Below are 19989 nucleotides of genomic sequence, written 5' to 3' on the forward strand. Positions count from 1 at the left end.
TTTGATTTTCAAGTGTATCTCCATCACTCCTATATCATTAAAGTATTGGATTAAAATAAATGATTATTTTCAATAAAATATAAGATTTAATCATGAATAATTAACAAAAAAAATTGCGAAATTACACAGATTCTACTATTAGTTAATATAGAAATTTTTGCACTGCAGCAAAAATACTAAGTGGTAATAAGATAATTGAATAGTAATTAGTATCAAATAAATGGTAAGTTAAAATCTGTGAGTTGTTTTTAGCGAGTATGCAATAATTTTTCTTATGACGACGAAACGGTTACCCACGAATTATTTGAAACAAAGAGATTAATTCCAATTCTAATCATCCTATAACCACCCCTGCTTATTTCTATCTAACTGAAATAGGAGTGTAAAATGAATATTCAGGAACAAATCAATGAGTTAGCTAATGACTGGAAAGAAAATCCCCGGTGGAAAGGCATAAAGCGGTCTTATAGGGTAGAAGACGTAGTGAAACTAAGACCTTCAGTTAAAATTGAATACACTCTCGCAAGCAGGGGGGCTACTAAGTTATGGAATTTGTTACAAAAAAATGAACCCATTACCGCCTTAGGATGTTTAACAGGTAATCAAGCTATACAGGCTGTACAAGCAGGCTTAAAATTAATCTATTGTTCAGGTTGGCAGGTGGCCGGTGATCATAATACCTCTGGACAAGTCTACCCCGATCAAAGCCTATACCCTGTTGACTCAGTGCCAAAACTTGTAGAAATAATCAATAATGCGCTCCAACGCACCGATGAGATTCATTGTCTGAACAACGATTACTCAATTGACTGGTATGCACCTATCATTGCAGATGCCGAAGCTGGATTTGGCGGCAATCTAAATGCTTATGAACTGATGAAACATATGATTCGTGCCGGTGCTGCAGCTGTACACTTTGAAGATCAATTATCCTCTGCTAAAAAATGTGGACACATGGGGGGTAAAGTGCTCGTTCCAACTAGTGAAGCTATCCATAAATTGATTGCAGCAAGACTAGCAGCTGATGTACTCGGTGTACCTACCCTTATTATCGCTCGAACGGATGCAAATGCTGCTAATTTAATTACCAGTGAAATTGATTACAACGATAAAGTATTTTTAACGGGGAAACGTTCAGCGGAAGGTTTCTATTATGTAAAACAAGGCATAGAGCAAGCCATTAGCCGTGGGCTAGCTTATGCTCCTTATGCTGACATACTTTGGTGTGAGACTTCGAAGCCTAATCTTGCTGAAGCACGCGATTTTGCGCAAGCAATTCATGAAAAAAATCCGGGGAAAACACTATGCTATAACTGCTCTCCCTCCTTTAACTGGCAAGCTCATTTGAATGAGAAAGAGTTGAAATCGTTTAGAGAAGAACTATTTGCGATGGGATATAAATATCAGTTTATTACTTTAGCAGGTTGGCATGCTCTAAATTTGAGCATGTTTGAAATCGCCAGGGCTTACAACCAGGAAGGTATGTATGCCTATTCTCAAATGCAGCAGCGCGAAATGGCACAAGAACAAAATGGGTTTAGGGCAACTAAACACCAGGCTTTTGTTGGGACTGGTTATTTTGATGAGGTACAAAATACGATTATGGAGGGAAGAAGTACTACCACGGCATTAAACGGAAGTACAGAGGATGAGCAGTTCTATAATAAATAATCATTCTTGGCTTTTGTGCAACTACCGTAGCTCAAGATGGGAGAAATACTCCGGGGGGGAATGACTGTCTATCAAAGTAAACTTCAAAGTGCTTGAGTGAGAGATACTATGAATCTTCATACGATGGTTTTGGCTATTGCTGGCCTATTAATCGATGGCAGCACGGCCGAAGATAGAGCATTTTTTTCCAGCCTTAACCAATATTGTGTAGTCACTAGGTGCAAAGGTGGAGGTGACCGATGAAACAGTTTCTTAACCCTATTATTTTAATTGGGTTTAAACAGGTGGGGAAAACGGTGATTGGTCGAGAACTGGCTTCTCGGCTAGAGCTGCCTTTTATTGATCTTGATGAAGAGATTGAACGTATGTTTGCAAGTGAGAATAAGGAAAAAAGGACTTGTCAGCAGATCATGAAAGCACACGGTCAATCTTATTTTAGGGATTTAGAAAAAAGGGGGTTGGCACAAAGTATCCAATCCAACACTTCTATTATCTCCCTTGGAGGGGGAACGCCTATAAACAAAGAAAACCAACAATTGATTAAAGCTGGTGTTGTAGTACATATAGAAGCGCCTCGAGGAGTGGTATTTGAAAGAATTATGATTCAAGGCCGACCAGCATTTTATTCCATAGAGGAGTCGCCACTTGTTTCGTTTAATCGTTTATGGAATGAACGAGATGAAATTTATAAAAAACTAGCGGATTTATCGATTGAAAATAACGGCTTACTTGTTTCAGCAGTAGACCGGATCCTTATGCATATACTCTAAATTAGTAATTGTAGAGGTAATCATGAACTACACTTTTTTAAAAAAACTACCGCCAGTTGAAGAGATTATTCAAACATTTCCGTTATCAGTGAATGCACTTAAGCGAATTCTGCAAGACAGGCAAGAAGTAAAAGCTATTTTAGAAGGTAGGGATAAACGTTTTTTAATGATTATTGGACCTTGTTCAGCCTGGCCCACAGAGGCGGTATTGGAGTATGCTGAGCGACTCTTAAAATTGAATGAAAGAGTGAAACATGCTCTGAAACTAGTGATGCGTGTCTACATACAAAAGCCACGAACAACAAAAGGATGGACAGGTCCAGTTAACCAACCTGATGTTTTTTCTATTCCCGATATCGCAGCAGGTGTTAGGTATACACGAGATATGATGGTTAAAATCATTGAAATGGGACTCCCTATCGCTGATGAAGCCTTATTTACTCATAATTCAAAAGGATTTGCAGAGTTGCTCTCTTGGGTTGCAATAGGTGCTCGTAGCTCAGAAGACCAAGAGCATCGAATTTTTGCTTCTGCATTGGATTGTGCAGTTGGTATGAAAAATCCAACGCATGGTTCATTAGCCATTGGCGTCAATAGTATTGTTGCAGCTCAATACCAGCATGTTGCTGTTTTCGATGGTGATGAAGTGCAAACACACGGTAATCAGCATGCTCATTTAGTATTACGCGGTTCTAATCTTGCGCCAAATTACTCAGTGTCTCATCTGGAGGAAGTGATGCAACAGATGGAGAAACATCACATAAAAAACCCCTCTGTCGTGATTGATGCGAGCCATGATAATTGTCTTATAGACGGAAAAAAAGATCACCGGTTACAACCGAAAATTATTTTTGAGGTTGTTAATAGCTTAAGAAATCGACAGGATTTAAGACCTTTGGTGAAAGGCTTTATGGTTGAAAGCTTTTTAAAATCAGGGAATCAGACTGTGGATGCAGAAAATCCTACCGCGATTGATTTAGATGGGTTGTCGATTACAGATCCCTGTTTAGGTTGGGAGGAAACGGAGTCCTTTCTATTACAGTTGGCAGAGATGTGTTCATTAAAATAGCGCCATTGGTTTTGCAGAGAGTAACCAACCGGCTATTTTCATTCACCAAGGACATCTGTTGCGGCAATATTTGCTATTATTAGTAGAGTAATTACTTATAATGGGTTGTTTTTAGCGATAGTTTTTTGATTTGCTTAACTGTTTGCTGGCTATTTAGCTTTTTCTGCAAGATTGAATTCTTTAATACAAAGCAGAAAACATTCCATAATACAGTTTATTGTCTTCACTACTGGCGGAAGAATCCCCCTCATCTCGTGGCATTAGTTGTTGTTCATTTTGGGTTAAATTAGTTAGTGAAAGCTCATCCTTATTGCTTCGTTGTGCTGGGATTAATCTATCTGCTGAAATGGTGTCTTTATTATTCATATTGCTCTTATTTTTATCAGTTAGGATTGCATTTTATCTTTCTCCGTGTGATCTGTCAACTTTAATAGCTAAAGATGATCTTAATACCTGTTGCATTACAATTAAGGTAACCCGAAATTGTGGGGCATAACGATGGCCAAACCTCATGAAAAAAAGATTGATTGGCAGAGGATTGGTCGCACTTACCGCTTATTAAATGTTATTGATGATTTCACCGTGAAGGCCTTGCTATCGAGGTCGATTTATCTTTGCCAGCAGCGCGAGTTGTAAGAACCCTTAACCCAAACCCATGGAATGGCGTGGAAAGCCTCAGTAGAAGGGCTCAGTGCCTCTCAAGCCCACTGATACTTAACTCTATCTGGCGCAGGAGAGAAAGATGTATCCAATCCTTGCGCACAGATATTTTTTATTAATTCTTTTGATTTAAATTAATTAATCGAACACCCATTGGAGGCACTGCTTGTTTATCAATATTCACATCTAATAATACAGGGCCATCTAAATCTTCTGCTGAATAAATGTTGAGGGCTTTTAAATCCTCAGCTGAATTGATTTCATAAGCTTTTAACCCTAAGCATTCTGCAATTGTATTAAACCTCACTGTTGGTAATTCCCAGCCTAATCGTTCAGCATTATTAAGTTTTTGGCCATGTGCCACCATTCCATAAGCACTATCGTTTAATATAACAAAAACAATTTTTAATTTATATTTTTGCGCTACACTTATTTCAAAGCCATCCATTAGAAAAGCCCCATCGCCAACAAAGGCAACATAAACTTCATTAGGGGAGGCTAGCGCCATCCCAATAGATGTGCCAATCGCCCAAGTCATAGGGGCAAAGGTATAAGATGAATAATAGCAGTGTAAAGGGGTTTGCACGTAATGACTTCCCCAGACAAAGCTGTTACCGATGTCACTCAAAAAAACAGTACCAGTGGGAAACAATTGACTCAGCAAATAAAAAAGTCGTTGTGGCTTAATAGGATTAGAATCATATAAATGATTATTATCCATATAAGTAAGAGGATATTCATTCACAGTACGTGGAATTAGAGGAACTCTATTTTCTCCATCATCTAGATTTTGTTTGTGCAATATTAAAGCATCATGAAGAGCCTGAACAATTTGCTTTATATTTCCTTGCAACTGCAATTTAGCTTTTGAAGTTCGAATGATTGATTCTATTTCTATATGTTCACAGATGTTGACCAAGGCTTTATGATGAAGCAAATGTTCAGACCAATTATTAGTAGAAAAAACATCATGGTTGGTTCCGATAGATAGTAACACATCAATGGTAGGATCTTTTAATAATTCAATAGCACTTTCATGACCTGCTAATCCAAAAACACCGCAATAATTTGGATTTTGGGCATTAACACAAAGTTTCCCTGGGGGGGTTGATATAATATACGCACCTATAAAGTTTGCGAATTCCTCTATACTTTCTGCGGCTTCTACACAATCTCTACCTACAAGAATGGCTATTTTTTCTGCATCTAATAAGAGGTCTTTTAAACGAAATATATATTCGTTATCTACACAATATTTAGGTAGTATATATTCTTGTATGGAAATTGTGTCATAGGTAAGTTTCGTGGTTAAAACATCCGATGGAATGCTGATATGCACCGGTTTTCGTTCTGTAAGAGCTCGTAATATTGCCGACCGCAATATGAAAAATATTTGCTTTGGATGCATAACTATGTTGCTGTAGGTAGTAATTGATTTAAGTAAATCAATTGTATTGGTTCTGTTAAATGATTCCTGTAGACCTCCACGCTCAAAATAAGGTAGTGGAATTTGAGGTGAAATAATTAACAAGGGGACATTATCCTCATTGGCACTAGCAATACTGGTCACAAGATTAGTGACGCCTGGACCAGTGGTAACACAGCAAACCCCCAATTTTCCTGTTTTTAAATAATAGCCCTGGGCCATATATCCTGCAGCACATTCATGCATAGAAGTAACTAATGTTATTTTATTTCGGGCGCGCCCTAACGCATTAAACATCGGCTCTATAGCTCCTCCTGGAATACCGAATACATATTCTACCCCTAATTGAACTAAGGTCTCTGTTATATAATCTGCAACATCAGGCATTTGCCACCTCCACAACAATGATTCATTCAACTTGGGTCATTAAGTGTGAAAAATCTTATTAACAGTCCTTTTTGACATCATTTACATGAGCTAAAATCTGATTACTTTCACTAAGAAGTTGAGAGGTATATTGATCAAAAAAAGCCTTTGTTTCTTCGAAGTAATTTATAAAGCTGGAAGAGCCTTTTTGTTCTATCTCTTGTAAAAGAAATCCAAACATTTCATGATAACGCCGGAGCATTGCTATATTCTCTGGCGATGAAAGAATAATTTCAGCGTATAATTCTGGTGATTGCGTCAGTAAACGCCCTACCATGGCTAACTCGAAACGGTAAGTGGGCGAGCTAAAATTGAGCAATTCTCCAATATCTGCTTCTTCTGAATGTAAATAGACTCCATAGGTAAAACTTGTAAAATGCTTAAGTACCTGGATAAAACGCATCATTTTATCGTGTTGTTCAGGAGTTGATGGCTGTAATTGGGCGCCCCAAATGCGCAGCTGTTCTAATAACCACTCATAATCATGGGGGTTTCTACCATTACAATGGATAATTACTTGCTTTGCTAGGTTTTTAATATGAGGCCCGAACATAGGATGAAGTCCAACCACGGCACCAGAATGTACCTTGAGCATCTCAGCAATTGGTTTGCTCTTGATACTAGTGATATCTGCTAGAATACAGGTGGACGGCAATGGAGGTAATTCACTGATAATAAGGGAGGTTTTATCTATAGGTACGGCTAATAATACCAGGCTAGCATCTTCAAATTGTTGAGCTGAAAAGGGCCAATCCATTTCACCTAAATTAAGAACCTCATAATTAGAAAGACTGAATAATTCAGAAAAAATACTCCCCATTTTACCATAGCCACCTACGATAATAATTTTATTCGCTTGTGGGTTTGTGCAAGTAAAACCTAGATTATTTTCTTGGGCATAAGACTCTCGAATAATACGACGCAATATATCATTTATAAATTGCGGCGATACCCCCTGCTCTGTAGCTTCTTTCTGCCTAGCGGCTAACATTGAGGCTTCACGGCTAAGACAATATAGAGGTAATCCTTGTTGTTTTTTTACCTCAGTTAATCTATTGACTACTTCTAAGCGCTCGGATAAGAGTGTAATTAAAGCTCGGTCCAATTCATCAATTCTAAATCTTAAGTCTTTCAACAATTCTGGCATAACTACAAAACCTGGTTACGTAAAGATATATTGAAATAAACTGCTCCAATTAGTAACAATTAGAACAAAATATGGTTGCAGTCAAATTAAGCAATAAATGTTTACAACAGTTAAGGGTTCTGTTGCAAAAGTGATACACCAGGTAGGAGCTGGCGCTTTGCGTAGGAATGATCAACTTTGATTCATCTAAAGACGAGGAGTATTTATCGTTTTTATAATTTTTATTCTTTTGCAAAAGATTATATTGGTGCCTCAATTTTATTTTGGAGCATTGAGGAGGGTCTTGTTTTCAACCAATGCTTACTCAACTCAATGTTAATTATTTCCAATGCAATGGATAAAATGCTTAGGGTGCTCTTTCACTCTAATGATAGTATCCTCTTATTGTTCTCTCTTTATATGCACCTTTCCATTATTTATTTGTGACTCTTTGACAGTAAATTTCCAAGATCTTAGGCAAAGTGAATTTCAAAGGGTATAATGTGATACCAAATTGGACTTGTATGAATTTGCGCATGAAGCGCTTGCTAATAAAGGTAGAGAAATAGGTCGTGTTGATTTTTCGTTATTTAGCCAAAGAAGTTTTCGTTACTTTAGTGGCTTTAACCAGCATACTAATGCTGATTTTCATGTCGAATCAGTTTGTGCACTATTTGGATCGCGCAGCAAGCGGGCAGATTCCTGGCATGATCATCATGAAGGTAATGATGTTGGAAATGCCTAATTTAATGGCTTTATTATTGCCGCTGGGCTTTTATGTGGCGATTTTAGTTGCTTATGGGCGTTTGTATGCAGAAAGCGAAATGCCAGTCTTGCAAGCCTGTGGCTATGGACCTAATCAATTACTCAAACACACCATGGTTATGGCTGCCTTAATTTTTGTTGTAGTGACTATTCTCATGACATGGGCTAGTCCTATCATCAATACTCAACGCACTATCTTGCTGCGGACTTCAGGCGTGCAAACATTGGTACAGCTCATTGTTCCCGGTCGCTTTCGCGCGGAATCGAGTGGTAAAAAGATCTTTTATGTCGAATCAATGAATCGTGATCACTCAAAAGCAAAGAATATTTTTCTAGCTCGTCATGTTATGAAAAATAATACACCACAATGGGATATTCTCTGGGCGGAAAGCGCTTTTGCTGAAACCGATCCCAAAACCTATGAAGATTATATTGTTTTTCAGGGAGGGCATGCCTATGAGGGGGCTCCTGGGTTAAACACTTATCAAACAGCCGAATTTGCACAATTCAAAATGCGTTTACCGCACCCTAAGATTGATGATTTGAATAAAGATCTACGTACAGCAAGCTTTGGAAGTTTGTTGCCTCTGAATAATAGCGATAAAGCGAAAGTTGCCGAATTACAATGGCGCTTATCAGTGCCTATTATGGTCTTGGTTCTAACCTTAGTTGCTGTGCCTCTTAGTCGAGTGAACCCAAGGTCGGGTAAATATGCAAAATTATTACCTGCCCTAGTTCTTTATATTATCTATGCGAATTTTATCTTTGTGGCGCGTGATTGGTTAGCCGCTGGAAAAGTGCCTTGGTGGATAGGTGTTTGGTGGCTACATCTCTTAGTTGCTTTAATAGGCTTGGCCTTGATTTGGCGTAATCGGGTGAAATTATCGTGAAATTACTTGATCGCTATATCGCAAAAACAGTACTTGCCGCCATCTCATTAGTGACTTTGATGTTGGCAGGCTTAGAAATTTTTATTCTTTTTGTTAATCAATTGGATGATATAGGCAAAGCCGACTATGGCATTATCCAAGCTGCAGTCTACGTTTTTTTACAAATGCCTTATCAAGTTTATTTGTTCTTTCCAATGGCTAGTTTATTGGGCTGTTTAATTGGCTTAGGCATTATGGCTAATCATCGCGAACTGATCGTGATGCGAGCGGCTGGTATGTCGATTGGGCGAATTACCTTGGCTGTGCTGAAAGCAGCGATGATCGTGATTGTTATTGTTACTCTAGTAGGTGAAACCATCGTTCCAAGGTTATCCCATTTAGCCAATGATCAAAAAGCTCAAGCGCTCAGTTCTGGACAAACTTTGCGAACAGCGGCAGGTGTTTGGATGCGTCATCAAAATGATTTTATTTTTATTGGTGCTATCTTACCGCACAATAATTTGGTACTCGTTTATCAATATCGTTTTGATGAAAAACATCATCTGCGAATGTCAAGAATGATTAACAAAATCAATTTAGTGAATAATCACTGGGTTGCTTATGCGATTGCTGAAACAACCATTAATAATGGAAATACTGAGTCGCGCTATATTCCTTCGATGGTTTGGGATGTGAATGTCAAGCCGAAAATTCTCAGCGTAAGCTCTAATGAACCCGATGAAATGACCTTGCATCAATTGAATCAATTTCTGCGTGCGCAAAAAATGAGCTATCAAAATGCATTAAATTATCGCTTAGCGTTTTGGCAGCGCCTGATTCAACCGTTGACGACGATGGTCATGATGATGCTTGCGATCCCTTTTATTTTTGGACCCCTGCGTTCATCCACTATGGGTTCCAAATTATTGACAGGTGCAACAGTCGGGTTTGGTTTTCATATTATCAATCGATTTTTTGGTCCAGTAAGTCAGGTCATGCAATGGCCTCCTGAAATCGCAGCGATTGCTCCCACCTGTTTGTTTGCTATTTTAGGACTTTATTTAATGCACAGGATGAGATAGTGGCTATTTATCGTCATTTATTTGAAGTAATTTTAAATCCCTTTTTCCTTAGTATGCTGTTTTTTGCTGTTTTTTTACTAGGGCTTTGGCTAATGGGAGATGGACTAATTGTTCGCGGCGGACTGCTATTTGTTTTTCTTTTACTCATTTTTTTCAGCACAGGCTGGCTCGCTGAAAGCCTAACTCGCAGCCTTGAGGATGATTATTTACCGATTATGGCACCGGATCCAAAAATTCATTGGGTGGTTGTGTTAAGCGGCGGCCAGGCTGAAAAAGAATCTATGCCACCCAATTCTCTTCTATCCACAGTAAGCATCAAACGTTTGATTGAAGGTCTGCGTTTATATCGGCAATTACCCGCTGCTAAACTACTTTTATCAGGTGGGGGTTATGGATTTGAGGTGCCAGAAGCAAACAATTTATCACAAGTTGCTGCATGGTTTGCTATACCGCCGAGCAATATCGTATTAGAAACAGGTTCAATAAATACAGCAGATCAAGTGAAAGCGATTAAATTGCTCGTTCATAATGAGCCTTTTTATTTAGTAACTTCTGCGCTTCATATGCCCCGTGCTATGCAACTTTGTTGGGCACAGGGCTTACACCCCATTGCTGCCCCGACAGATTTCACTCTTTATTGGAATGATGAGCGTTGGGCTAAACGTTACTTACCTACCCCCCAAAATCTCTTTTATTTAAGCTTGGCAATGCATGAGTTATTGGGAAGAATTTGGGCGAAGATGCATCAGGATTTTAAGTGAGCTGAAGTTCCGCTACTGTTATTATTTTATCTGGCTCCCTTCGGGGCTGAGTTTGTTCTTCGAGCGCCTCAGGACAGGCCTTCGAGACGCACGCCGGGGGTACTCCGTTGACGAGCATAGGTTACCAGCAAGCAATAAAATCAAAATAAAAAAAGTATAGGTATAATCTCAAGGTAAAATTGGGTAAAATAAGGCATTTGACTTTTTCTCTGTCGTAATCATGCCAAAACGTACTGATATCCAATCTATCCTTATCCTCGGTGCAGGTCCAATTGTTATCGGCCAAGCCTGCGAATTTGATTATTCCGGTACACAAGCTCTAAGAGCTTTAAAAGAAGAAGGGTATCGAGTCATTCTTGTTAATTCAAATCCAGCCACGATTATGACGGATCCCGAGCTTGTTGACGCAACTTATATCGAACCCGTACAATGGCAGGAAGTTGCACGCATTATTGAAAAAGAGCGTCCTGACGCCTTACTGCCCACGATGGGCGGGCAAACTGCACTGAACTGTGCTTTAGATTTGGTCCGGGAAGGGGTTTTAGAAAAATATTCTGTCGAAATGATCGGGGCTACCCGCGAAGCCATTGATAAAGCAGAAGACCGCGATAAATTTCGTCAATTGATGAAAAAAATTGGTTTAGAAATGCCGCGCTCGGCCATTGCGCATAGTTTAGAAGAAGCGTTTCAAGTGCAAGCACAATTGGGATATCCAGCCATCATACGCCCTTCTTTTACCATGGGCGGTAGTGGCGGGGGGATCGCTTATAACCGTGAAGAATTCGAAGAGATCTGTTCTCGTGGGTTAGATTTATCACCGACAAGAGAATTGCTTATTGATGAATCCGTCCTAGGTTGGAAAGAGTTTGAAATGGAGGTTGTGCGCGATAAAAATGATAACTGCATTATCGTCTGTACGATCGAAAACTTCGACCCAATGGGCGTTCATACCGGCGATTCCATTACCGTTGCACCAGCGCAAACCTTAACTGATAAAGAGTTCCAACGCATGCGCGATGCAGCCATCAAAGTCTTGCGCGCTGTGGGTGTTGATACCGGCGGCTCGAATGTTCAGTTTGCGATTAATCCAGAAGATGGCCGCATGCTCGTTGTTGAAATGAATCCCCGCGTATCTAGAAGCTCTGCTTTAGCATCTAAAGCGACTGGTTTTCCTATTGCTAAAGTAGCGGCTAAGCTTGCGGTAGGCTATACCTTGGATGAGTTGGATAACGAAATTACTGGCGGCAAGACTCCAGCCTCGTTTGAACCAAGTATTGATTATGTTGTGACGAAGATTCCACGGTTTAACTTTGACAAATTTCCCCAAACCCCCAAGACATTGACGACGCAGATGAAATCAGTGGGTGAGGTGATGGCCATTGGTGCTAATTTTCAAGAGTCGCTGCAAAAAGCTATCCGCGGTTTAGAAATTGGTCGCTCGGGTCTCGACTCTTTGTTCAGAGAAGGCGAAGACCTGAAACGCTTACGTGGGCATTTGCTTGAGCCAACCCCCGATAGATTGTGGTATATTGCGGATGCTTTCCGTCTCGATCTGTCCTTGGAAGAAATCCATCAAGAAACCAAAGTTGATCCCTGGTTTCTTGCCCAAATTCAAGAGTTAGTCCTTATCGAGAAAACGGTCATGGGTAAGTCAATCCTTGAAATCGATAAGCTCACTATGCATCAGTTGAAGCGGCGAGGATTTGCCGACGCTTATTTAGCTAGATTATTTTATTGCAGCGAAGGGCAAGTGCGAGCACGTCGTTTGGAACTAGGTATTAAACCAGTCTATAAGCGTATTGATTCCTGTGCTGGAGAATTTCCTAGCGATACAGCCTATCTTTATTCTTGTTATGAAAGCGCTTGTGAAGCACGACCCGAAACGGATAAGAAAAAAATAATGATTTTGGGAGGCGGCCCCAATCGTATTGGCCAAGGAATCGAGTTTGATTATTGCTGTGTTCATGCTGCTATGGCATTAAGAGAAGCGGGTTATCAAACGATTATGGTCAATTGCAATCCTGAAACAGTTTCTACGGATTTTGATACCTCTGACCGTCTTTATTTTGAACCATTAACACTTGAAGATGTTTTATCGATTGTAGAGGTAGAAAAACCAGAAGGGGTGATTGTCCATTATGGTGGTCAAACGCCGCTTAAATTAGCGCGGCTGTTGGAGGCGAATGGGGTCAACATTATTGGTACTTCTCCCGATGCGATTGATCAAGCAGAAGATCGAGAGCGCTTTCAAAAATTAGTCACGGAATTGGATTTACATCAACCAGCAAATGGCACAGTACGCAGCGAAGAAGAAGCGATTGAACTTGCTAAACAAATTGGCTATCCCCTAGTTGTCAGACCCTCTTATGTTTTGGGTGGACGTGCAATGGAGGTGGTCTATCAGGAAGAAGATCTGCGTCACTATTTAGCCCATGCGGTCGCAGTGTCTAACGATTCTCCTGTTCTTTTAGATAAGTTTTTGAATGATGCGATTGAGGTTGATATCGATGCGGTTTGTGATGGCGAAGAGGTGATGATTGGTGCGATCATGGAGCATATTGAGCAGGCAGGTATCCATTCGGGGGATTCAGCCTGTACTCTACCTCCTTTTAGCCTAAGCGTTGTGGTACAGCAGGATTTAATCGAACAAATTCGGCAATTGTCGTTGAAGTTAGGTGTGGTGGGATTAATTAATGCTCAATTTGCTATTCAAGCGGATGATATTTACGTACTTGAAGTAAACCCGCGTGCCTCACGTACCGTTCCCTTTGTTTCTAAGGCGACGGGTTATCCTTTAGCCAAAATTGCTGCTCGTTGTAAAGTGGGCCAAAGCCTGAGGCAACAAGGTTTAAGTCAGCATTATCCAATGCCTGCTTTTTATTCAATAAAGTTACCCGTATTCCCCTTCATCAAGTTTTCTGGGGTTGATTCTATTTTAGGGCCTGAAATGAAGTCGACGGGCGAAGTGATGGGTATTGCGAGACGTTTTGGACAGGCTTATGCTAAAGCGCAGTTGGGTGCGGGTTGTAATATTGTCAAAAGAAGACGTGCTTTCGTTTCAGTGCGTGATGCAGACAAAACACGAATTGGCGAAATTGCAAAGCGACTTATTCAATTGGGTTTTGAAATTATAGCAACGCGCGGAACCGCTTTAGTACTTCAAGCGGCGGGGATTGATTGCCGTCGCGTATTTAAGGTAGCTGAAGGGCGACCCCATATTGTTGATTTTATCAAAAACAATGAAATTGATTTTATTGTAAACACCACGGAAGGAAAACAGGCAACGGCTGATTCTTTTGCTATTAGACGCAATGCATTGCAGCATAAGGTTAGCTATACTACAACTTTATCAGGTGCCGAGGCGGCTTGCTTGGCAATGAAATACGAAGACCGGGAAACGGTCACCCGTTTACAAGATTTACACTAGAGGTGGATATGCAAAAGCATCCTATGACGATTCAAGGGGCAGAGGCACTTAAAACAGAATTACATCGTCTAAAAACGGTTGAACGGCCACGCATTATAGAGGCGATAGCTACAGCGCGTGCACATGGCGATTTGAAGGAAAATGCTGAATACCATGCTGCTCGTGAGCAACAAAGTTTTAACGAAGGCCGTATTAAAGAATTAGAAGCAAAGCTATCACACTGTCAGATAGTCGATATCTCTAAGTTAGCGAATAATGGAAAAGTCGTTTTTGGCGCCACAGTCCGCTTATTGCACTTACAAAATGAGGCAGAAATTAGTTACCAAATTGTTGGCGAAGATGAAGCGGATATTAAAATAAATAAAATTTCATATAGTTCCCCTATCGGCCGTGCTTTGATTGGCAAACAAGTCGATGATACCGTCGTTGTGCAAACACCGGGTGGTATGGTTGAATATGAGATTATTGAGGTTAATTATACGCAGGAGTAGAACGCTAAGTTCTATGCTGCCTTAACTAGATTTACCCCATCTCTACGTCCCGCGGCTTGTCCGGCGTTGCTGCATGGTTGAACTCTCCCCCTATCTCCCGCGGCTTGTTCGCGGGATTAAGAGATCCCAGTATGAAATAAGATCGCCTGGATACCGCGGACAAACCGGGGTAGGTAGGGACGAGTGTAAGGTTTGTAACAATACCGTACAAGCCGCGGTATTTCGGCGAAAAGCTTAAAGCAGCGTCTATCCAAAGCCGAGCCTAGGTTCTTCTAAGGCAAATAATAATATGGATTAGGCAATTTAAACCCTTTTTGCGCGTAGCCCCCCTTAAAATCACTATATTGATCACCAATCGAAGCAACAATCGTATACCCTTGCTGAGTAATGGATTTTCTAGCTCGTGATTTGAAAGGGATAATTGAGGATTGTTTATAATCATCAGGGCGCAAATAAAGTCCAGCCCAATGGTTATAACCGGCGCTTAATAGATTTTTCCTTGTCGCCTTCATGAGAGCCATCGAGCGACCTGTCACAAAAAATACTTCAATACCGTGTTTACGGGCATTGCTATATAAAGCTAACATCGGTTGAATTGCTGGCGCATCGGCTGCCAAAATATCTTGAACAATTTGTTTGCGAGTCGCGCTGAAACGATGTTGCGCAATTGTTTTATAATTACTTAGTGTCGTTTCATCGATATCAAGAACAATAGCTAATTTCTTCTTATTACCCTGGCGCTCATTAAGAGCCGCTTGTTGCAAAATATAAGACTGAGCCTTCGCCACAACGCAGGATATTTCTTTTAGGTAAAGACCAGAGTCATGGTAGGTCATCAGTTCCTTTTTCAAAATACCGAGATTAGGCGGTTCAGCATAAGCAAGAGAAGTTAGGAAGAGAGCGATGCCTAGGGAGATAGCTCTAAAAGACAGTTTTTTCATCAATAAACCGGTAAAGGAATAAATGGGGCATTATAACGAGAAAAAATGGTCAGTCAATTCGGGTTCAATGTTTGAATGCCCCTCTGGAGCCGTTCGGGCTTTGAGATATCCCCATGAAATTAAACTGTCCCCTGGGCTTTGAGATATCCCCATGAAATTAAATAGACTATTTAGTTCATTGATCGTTATGTTTATACCGTTCGCACTGAGGAAGCGCGCAGCGCTGTCTCGAAGTGCCGCGAAAAGCCCTCTCCTTCGATAGCCTCAGGATGGGCCCTTCGAGACGCATACCATGAGTGCTCCCCAGGCTGAACGGGATAAAATTAATGCGGATACTTCAGAGCCCGAACGGTTCGTGATAATGAGGGGACTTATCCAAAACTAGCATTCAGTGGCTACAAAACTCCGCCAAGACCATTGGATCCAAACTGCAAAATAAGGTATCATTCGTCTTTTGCTTTAAATAGAACCAATTTGGTACTATATTAATGGATAGAGACTTAATTTCCTAGAAATGACAAGTAATTAGGAGCTGATTTAATTAAGACCTATCTGGTACTAGATAATTTGATATGGGGGTGATATGCTGCGCCTCAGCAAATTGGCCGATTATGGAACAGTTGTTATGGTGTATCTCGCAAAACGCGGGCAAATACTTTGTAATGCGCGTGACATTGCTTTGCATACCCATCTTACGGTGCCCACGGTCAGCAAGTTATTAAAACGGTTAACTGCCGCGGGGTTATTAACTTCGGTGCGCGGCGTTAGCGGTGGGTATCGCCTACAACGTTCGGCTGCTGAGATTTCAGTAGCGCAAATCATTTCTGCTCTCGAAGAAGCGCAGCTTGGATTAACCGAATGTAGTGTGCACCCCAATACCTGTTCTTTACAAGAGGTTTGTCATATTCAAGGCAATTGGCGGTTAATCAGCCAAGCGATTGAAGCCGCACTGGATAGTGTGAGTTTAGAAGTGCTGGCGAAAACATCCCTCCCGGCGGTAAATACTGACCGCATCAAGCAGTTAGCAAGCGGAGCTAGTCATGGCTAAAAGCAGTGAGCAAATTAATTCCCTCCTTGAAAGGGAATACCAACATGGTTTTGTGACCGACATTGAAGTAGAAACCTTTGAACCTGGTTTAGACGAAGACGTCATTCGTCGTTTATCAGCCATAAAAGGTGAGCCCGAATTTTTACTGGAATGGCGTTTAAAAGCATTTCGACATTGGCTTACTATGCCGCATCCTGAATGGTCTAGCGTACATTACCCGCCGGTGGATTACCAAGCGATCTCTTATTATTCTGCTCCAAAATCAAAGAAAGATGCGCCTAAAAGCCTTGATGAAGTGGATCCGGAATTATTACGCACCTATGAAAAATTAGGTATCCCACTCAAAGAACAGGAAATGTTAGCCGGTGTTGCAGTTGATGCAGTCTTTGATAGCGTTTCTGTAGCGACAACCTTCAAGGCGAAATTGGCTGAAGTCGGTGTGATTTTCTGTCCTTTTTCGGAAGCAGTTCATAAATATCCTGATTTATTGCGTCAATATTTAGGCTCGGTTGTTCCTTATCGTGATAATTTTTATGCGGCGCTCAATTCGGCTGTCTTTAGCGATGGTTCCTTTGTCTATATTCCGAAAGGGGTGCGTTGCCCGATGGAATTATCGACCTATTTCCGTATCAATGCGGCATCAACCGGACAATTTGAACGCACGCTCATCGTTGCTGATAATGATAGTTATGTGTCTTATTTAGAAGGTTGCACAGCCCCTATGCGAGATGAAAATCAATTGCATGCGGCGGTTGTTGAATTGGTTGCTCTAGATGGTGCGCAAATCAAATATTCAACAGTACAAAACTGGTATCCAGGCGACAAAGAAGGCAAAGGTGGTATTTACAATTTCGTCACCAAACGCGGTGCTTGCCGTGGTAAGCGCTCAAAGATTTCTTGGACACAAATCGAAACAGGTTCGGCGATTACTTGGAAATACCCCAGTGTTATTTTGCAAGGCGATGATTCAGTCGGCGAGTTTTATTCCGTGGCACTGACCAATCATTTCCAGCAAGCGGATACAGGTACGAAAATGATTCATCTGGGTAAAAATACTCGTTCAACCATTATTTCTAAAGGAATTAGTGCAGGTCGGGCACACAATGCCTATCGTGGCTTAGTACGCATTGCACCAACCGCGACGAATGCTCGTAATTATACGCAATGCGATTCGATGTTGATGGGTTCAGAATGCTCAGCTCATACTTTTCCCTATATCGAAGTAAAAAATCCAACTGCACAAATTGAACATGAGGCAACGACCTCAAAAATTAGTGAAGAACAATTATTTTATTGTCAGCAACGTGGTATTGATATGGAAGATGCCGTATCGATGATCGTCAATGGTTTCTGTAAACAAGTATTAAAAGAATTACCTATGGAATTTGCGGTTGAAGCAACGAAATTACTAGGTATCAGTTTGGAAGGGGCGGTAGGTTAATATGTTAACAATCAATCAATTAAATGTCGCAATTAATGCGCAACCTATTTTAAAGGGCATTAATCTGCAGGTAAATCCAGGTGAGGTGCATGCAATCATGGGCCCAAATGGTTCTGGAAAAAGTACTTTGTCAAAAGTGTTGACCGGACATCCTGCCTATGAGGTAACGAGTGGCCAGATCAACTATTTAGGCCAAGATCTGTTGCCATTGGCACCGGAAGAGCGCGCCCAAGCAGGTATTTTTATGTCCTTTCAATATCCGGTAGAAGTTCCGGGGGTGACCAATATTAATTTTCTCAAAGCGTCGGTGAATGCGGTACGTAAAGGACAGAATAGACAAACACTTGATGCGATTGAGTTTTTAAGTTTTATCCGAGAGAAATGCCAGCTTTTGGATATGGATGAGAGCTTTCTATACCGTGGCATCAATGAAGGCTTTTCTGGTGGTGAGAAAAAACGTAATGAAATTTTACAAATGATAGCACTTGAGCCCAAACTTGCTATTCTCGATGAAACGGATTCAGGTTTAGATATCGATGCGCTACGCATCATTGCCCAAGGCGTCAATGCCATGCGTTCACCAGAGCGGGCTATTATTTTAGTTACTCACTATCAACGCCTATTGGATTATATTGAACCTGATTTTGTTCATGTGTTGGCTGAGGGTCGAATCATTAAATCAGGCGATAAATCACTGGCACTTGAGTTAGAGAAAAAAGGTTATAGCTGGCTTGAGGAGACGGAGCAAGCATGAGCGAAGTGATTGATTTTTATCAACAGCAAGCAAAACAAGAATTATCAACGATTCCTTGGTTAGCCGAGTTACAGACAAAAGGCTTGCATGAATTCTTGCGTCGTGGCTTTCCAACGCGTCATCATGAGGATTGGAAATATACGGTGGTGGATACGCTTTTGCAGCAACGATTTATCCAGCAGAGGCAAAATCAGACAAGCCGAATTAAACCTGAATTTCAATCCGACCTATATTTGACCCTGCAAAATGGCCAAGTCTTCAATGAAAATGAGTTGGCGAGCCATTTACCCAAGGGTGTATTGATTCAATCCTTAGCAACGGCTTTAGAACAACATGCGGATAAAATAAAACCCTATTTAGGGCAAGTTTTACGCCATGAACATGGGTTTCAAGCCTTAAACACCGCGATGTTGCGCTGTGGTGTGGTGGTTTATTTAGCTGCCGGAGTTCGTGTAGAACAGCCGATTGTCCTTTCACATTGGCAAGATCAAGAAAATCAAGCGGTTCACAATCGCTATTTGATTATTGCCGAAGAAGGTAGCCAGGCGACAATTATTGAAGATTATCAGGGGGCTGAGGCTTGTCAGTATTTTACGAATACGGTGACTGAAGCGTTTGTTGCTAAAAATGCGAATTTAGTGCATTACAAAATTCAGCGTGAATCTAAATCGGCGTATCATATTGGCCATCTTTCTGTGAAACAGGACAGTGCCAGCCAAATTGATAGTCATTTGCTGAGCTTAGGCGGTAAATTGGTGCGCAGCGACATTGATCTCCATTTACAAGAAGAAAATGCCCGTTGTTTATTGAATGGTATCTATGTGCCCACTGATGGGCAGCATATGGACCAGCATACGACGATTCATCATCTTGTTCCGAATTGCCATAGTGAACAAAATTATAAAGGTATCTTAAACGGCCGTTCCCGAGCTGTGTTTAATGGTAAGGTTTTTGTTGCCAAAGATGCACAGCATACTCAAGCCCATCAGCAAAATAAAAACCTACTTTTATCAGCGCAAGCAGAAATAGATACAAAACCGCAATTGGAAATTTTTGCGGACGATGTCATTTGTTCTCATGGTGCAACAGTAGGACAGTTGGATGAGGAGGCTTTATTTTATTTAGCAACGCGTGGAATCGATCGCCGCGAAGCAACGAGCTATCTTATCCGTGCTTTCGCTGCTGATAATATAGGTCTGGTGTCCAATCCAGCTTTGGCTGATTGGATGGCTAATTTATTAAATGAGCAATTGAGGTAAATA

Annotated in this window: 16 protein-coding genes and 1 pseudogene; 13 read left to right on the forward strand and 4 right to left on the reverse strand. The window is 40.9% G+C overall.

The window, feature by feature from the left end; all coding sequences use genetic code 11:
- Positions 1–387 precede the first annotated feature (387 nt).
- From aceA to Lnau_RS12405, 3 genes are all read left to right on the forward strand, one after another.
- Positions 388–1671 (forward strand): isocitrate lyase, encoded by a 1284-nt coding sequence (gene aceA, locus Lnau_RS12395; protein WP_058505465.1) that lies wholly within the window; start codon positions 388–390, stop codon positions 1669–1671.
- Between the two features lie 239 nt (positions 1672–1910).
- On the forward strand, positions 1911–2441 hold the full coding sequence (locus tag Lnau_RS12400) for a shikimate kinase (RefSeq protein WP_058505466.1): 531 nt from the start codon (positions 1911–1913) through the stop codon (positions 2439–2441).
- Between the two features lie 22 nt (positions 2442–2463).
- Positions 2464–3510 (forward strand): 3-deoxy-7-phosphoheptulonate synthase, encoded by a 1047-nt coding sequence (locus Lnau_RS12405; protein ID WP_058505467.1) that lies wholly within the window; start codon positions 2464–2466, stop codon positions 3508–3510.
- 180 nt (positions 3511–3690) lie between these two features.
- Here the strand turns inward: Lnau_RS12405 and Lnau_RS12410 are convergent, their stop codons facing one another.
- Positions 3691–3876: a hypothetical protein gene (locus tag Lnau_RS12410; protein WP_058505468.1), complete on the reverse strand. Its 186-nt coding sequence runs from the start codon at positions 3874–3876 to the stop codon at positions 3691–3693.
- Between the two features lie 174 nt (positions 3877–4050).
- On the opposite strand from Lnau_RS12410, the pseudogene Lnau_RS16805 reads away from it, so the two are divergent.
- Positions 4051–4186 (forward strand): annotated as a pseudogene (locus Lnau_RS16805) (IS3 family transposase); the annotation flags it as partial.
- Positions 4187–4285: 99 nt separating this feature from the next.
- On the opposite strand, the gene Lnau_RS12415 reads toward Lnau_RS16805, so the two are convergent.
- Positions 4286–5983 carry a thiamine pyrophosphate-binding protein gene (locus Lnau_RS12415; RefSeq protein WP_058505469.1) on the reverse strand — a complete coding sequence of 566 codons (1698 nt, stop codon included), beginning with the start codon at positions 5981–5983 and terminating at the stop codon, positions 4286–4288.
- A 58-nt stretch (positions 5984–6041) separates the two neighbouring features.
- Positions 6042–7169, reverse strand: a complete 1128-nt coding sequence (gene tyrA, locus Lnau_RS12420) for a bifunctional chorismate mutase/prephenate dehydrogenase (RefSeq protein WP_058505470.1) — start codon at positions 7167–7169, stop codon at positions 6042–6044.
- 551 nt (positions 7170–7720) lie between these two features.
- Here tyrA and lptF point away from each other — a divergent pair.
- The 5 genes from lptF to greA all read left to right on the forward strand — a co-directional run bounded on the left by lptF (position 7721) and on the right by greA (position 14543).
- The gene (lptF, locus tag Lnau_RS12430; protein WP_058505472.1) at positions 7721–8803 is read left to right on the forward strand and encodes an LPS export ABC transporter permease LptF; all 1083 of its coding nucleotides are present in this window, start codon (positions 7721–7723) and stop codon (positions 8801–8803) included.
- On the forward strand, positions 8794–9864 hold the full coding sequence (lptG, locus tag Lnau_RS12435; protein ID WP_058505473.1) for an LPS export ABC transporter permease LptG: 1071 nt from the start codon (positions 8794–8796) through the stop codon (positions 9862–9864). Before lptF ends, lptG begins: the two co-directional genes overlap by 10 nt.
- A complete protein-coding gene (locus Lnau_RS12440) occupies positions 9864–10625 on the forward strand; it encodes a YdcF family protein (RefSeq protein WP_058505474.1) in 762 nt (253 codons plus the stop codon). The genes lptG and Lnau_RS12440 overlap by 1 nt, the downstream gene beginning before the upstream one ends.
- Before the next feature lie 220 nt (positions 10626–10845).
- Positions 10846–14052 (forward strand): carbamoyl-phosphate synthase large subunit, encoded by a 3207-nt coding sequence (gene carB / locus Lnau_RS12445; RefSeq protein WP_058505475.1) that lies wholly within the window; start codon positions 10846–10848, stop codon positions 14050–14052.
- An 8-nt stretch (positions 14053–14060) separates the two neighbouring features.
- On the forward strand, positions 14061–14543 hold the full coding sequence (gene greA / locus Lnau_RS12450; protein WP_058505476.1) for a transcription elongation factor GreA: 483 nt from the start codon (positions 14061–14063) through the stop codon (positions 14541–14543).
- Positions 14544–14815: 272 nt separating this feature from the next.
- On the opposite strand, the gene Lnau_RS12455 is transcribed toward greA, so the two are convergent.
- Positions 14816–15484 carry an HAD family acid phosphatase gene (locus Lnau_RS12455; RefSeq protein ID WP_058505477.1) on the reverse strand — a complete coding sequence of 223 codons (669 nt, stop codon included), beginning with the start codon at positions 15482–15484 and terminating at the stop codon, positions 14816–14818.
- 583 nt (positions 15485–16067) lie between these two features.
- On the opposite strand from Lnau_RS12455, the gene Lnau_RS12460 reads away from it, so the two are divergent.
- Genes Lnau_RS12460 through sufD form a run of 4 tightly spaced genes read left to right on the forward strand, consistent with a single transcriptional unit; the run spans position 16068 to position 19986 of the window.
- The gene (locus Lnau_RS12460) at positions 16068–16532 is read left to right on the forward strand and encodes an SUF system Fe-S cluster assembly regulator (RefSeq protein ID WP_058505478.1); all 465 of its coding nucleotides are present in this window, start codon (positions 16068–16070) and stop codon (positions 16530–16532) included.
- Complete coding sequence (gene sufB, locus Lnau_RS12465) at positions 16525–17973, forward strand: Fe-S cluster assembly protein SufB (RefSeq protein WP_058505479.1); 1449 nt, start codon at positions 16525–16527, stop codon at positions 17971–17973. The genes Lnau_RS12460 and sufB overlap by 8 nt, the downstream gene beginning before the upstream one ends.
- Before the next feature lies 1 nt (position 17974).
- Positions 17975–18727 carry a Fe-S cluster assembly ATPase SufC gene (gene sufC, locus Lnau_RS12470; RefSeq protein ID WP_058505480.1) on the forward strand — a complete coding sequence of 251 codons (753 nt, stop codon included), beginning with the start codon at positions 17975–17977 and terminating at the stop codon, positions 18725–18727.
- Positions 18724–19986, forward strand: coding sequence for a Fe-S cluster assembly protein SufD (sufD, locus tag Lnau_RS12475; protein WP_058505481.1), 1263 nt, complete (start codon positions 18724–18726; stop codon positions 19984–19986). Before sufC ends, sufD begins: the two co-directional genes overlap by 4 nt.
- Positions 19987–19989: the final 3 nt, after the last annotated feature.

It is taken from the genome of Legionella nautarum, from assembly GCF_001467895.1.
In the GTDB taxonomy this organism is placed as follows: domain Bacteria; phylum Pseudomonadota; class Gammaproteobacteria; order Legionellales; family Legionellaceae; genus Tatlockia; species Tatlockia nautarum.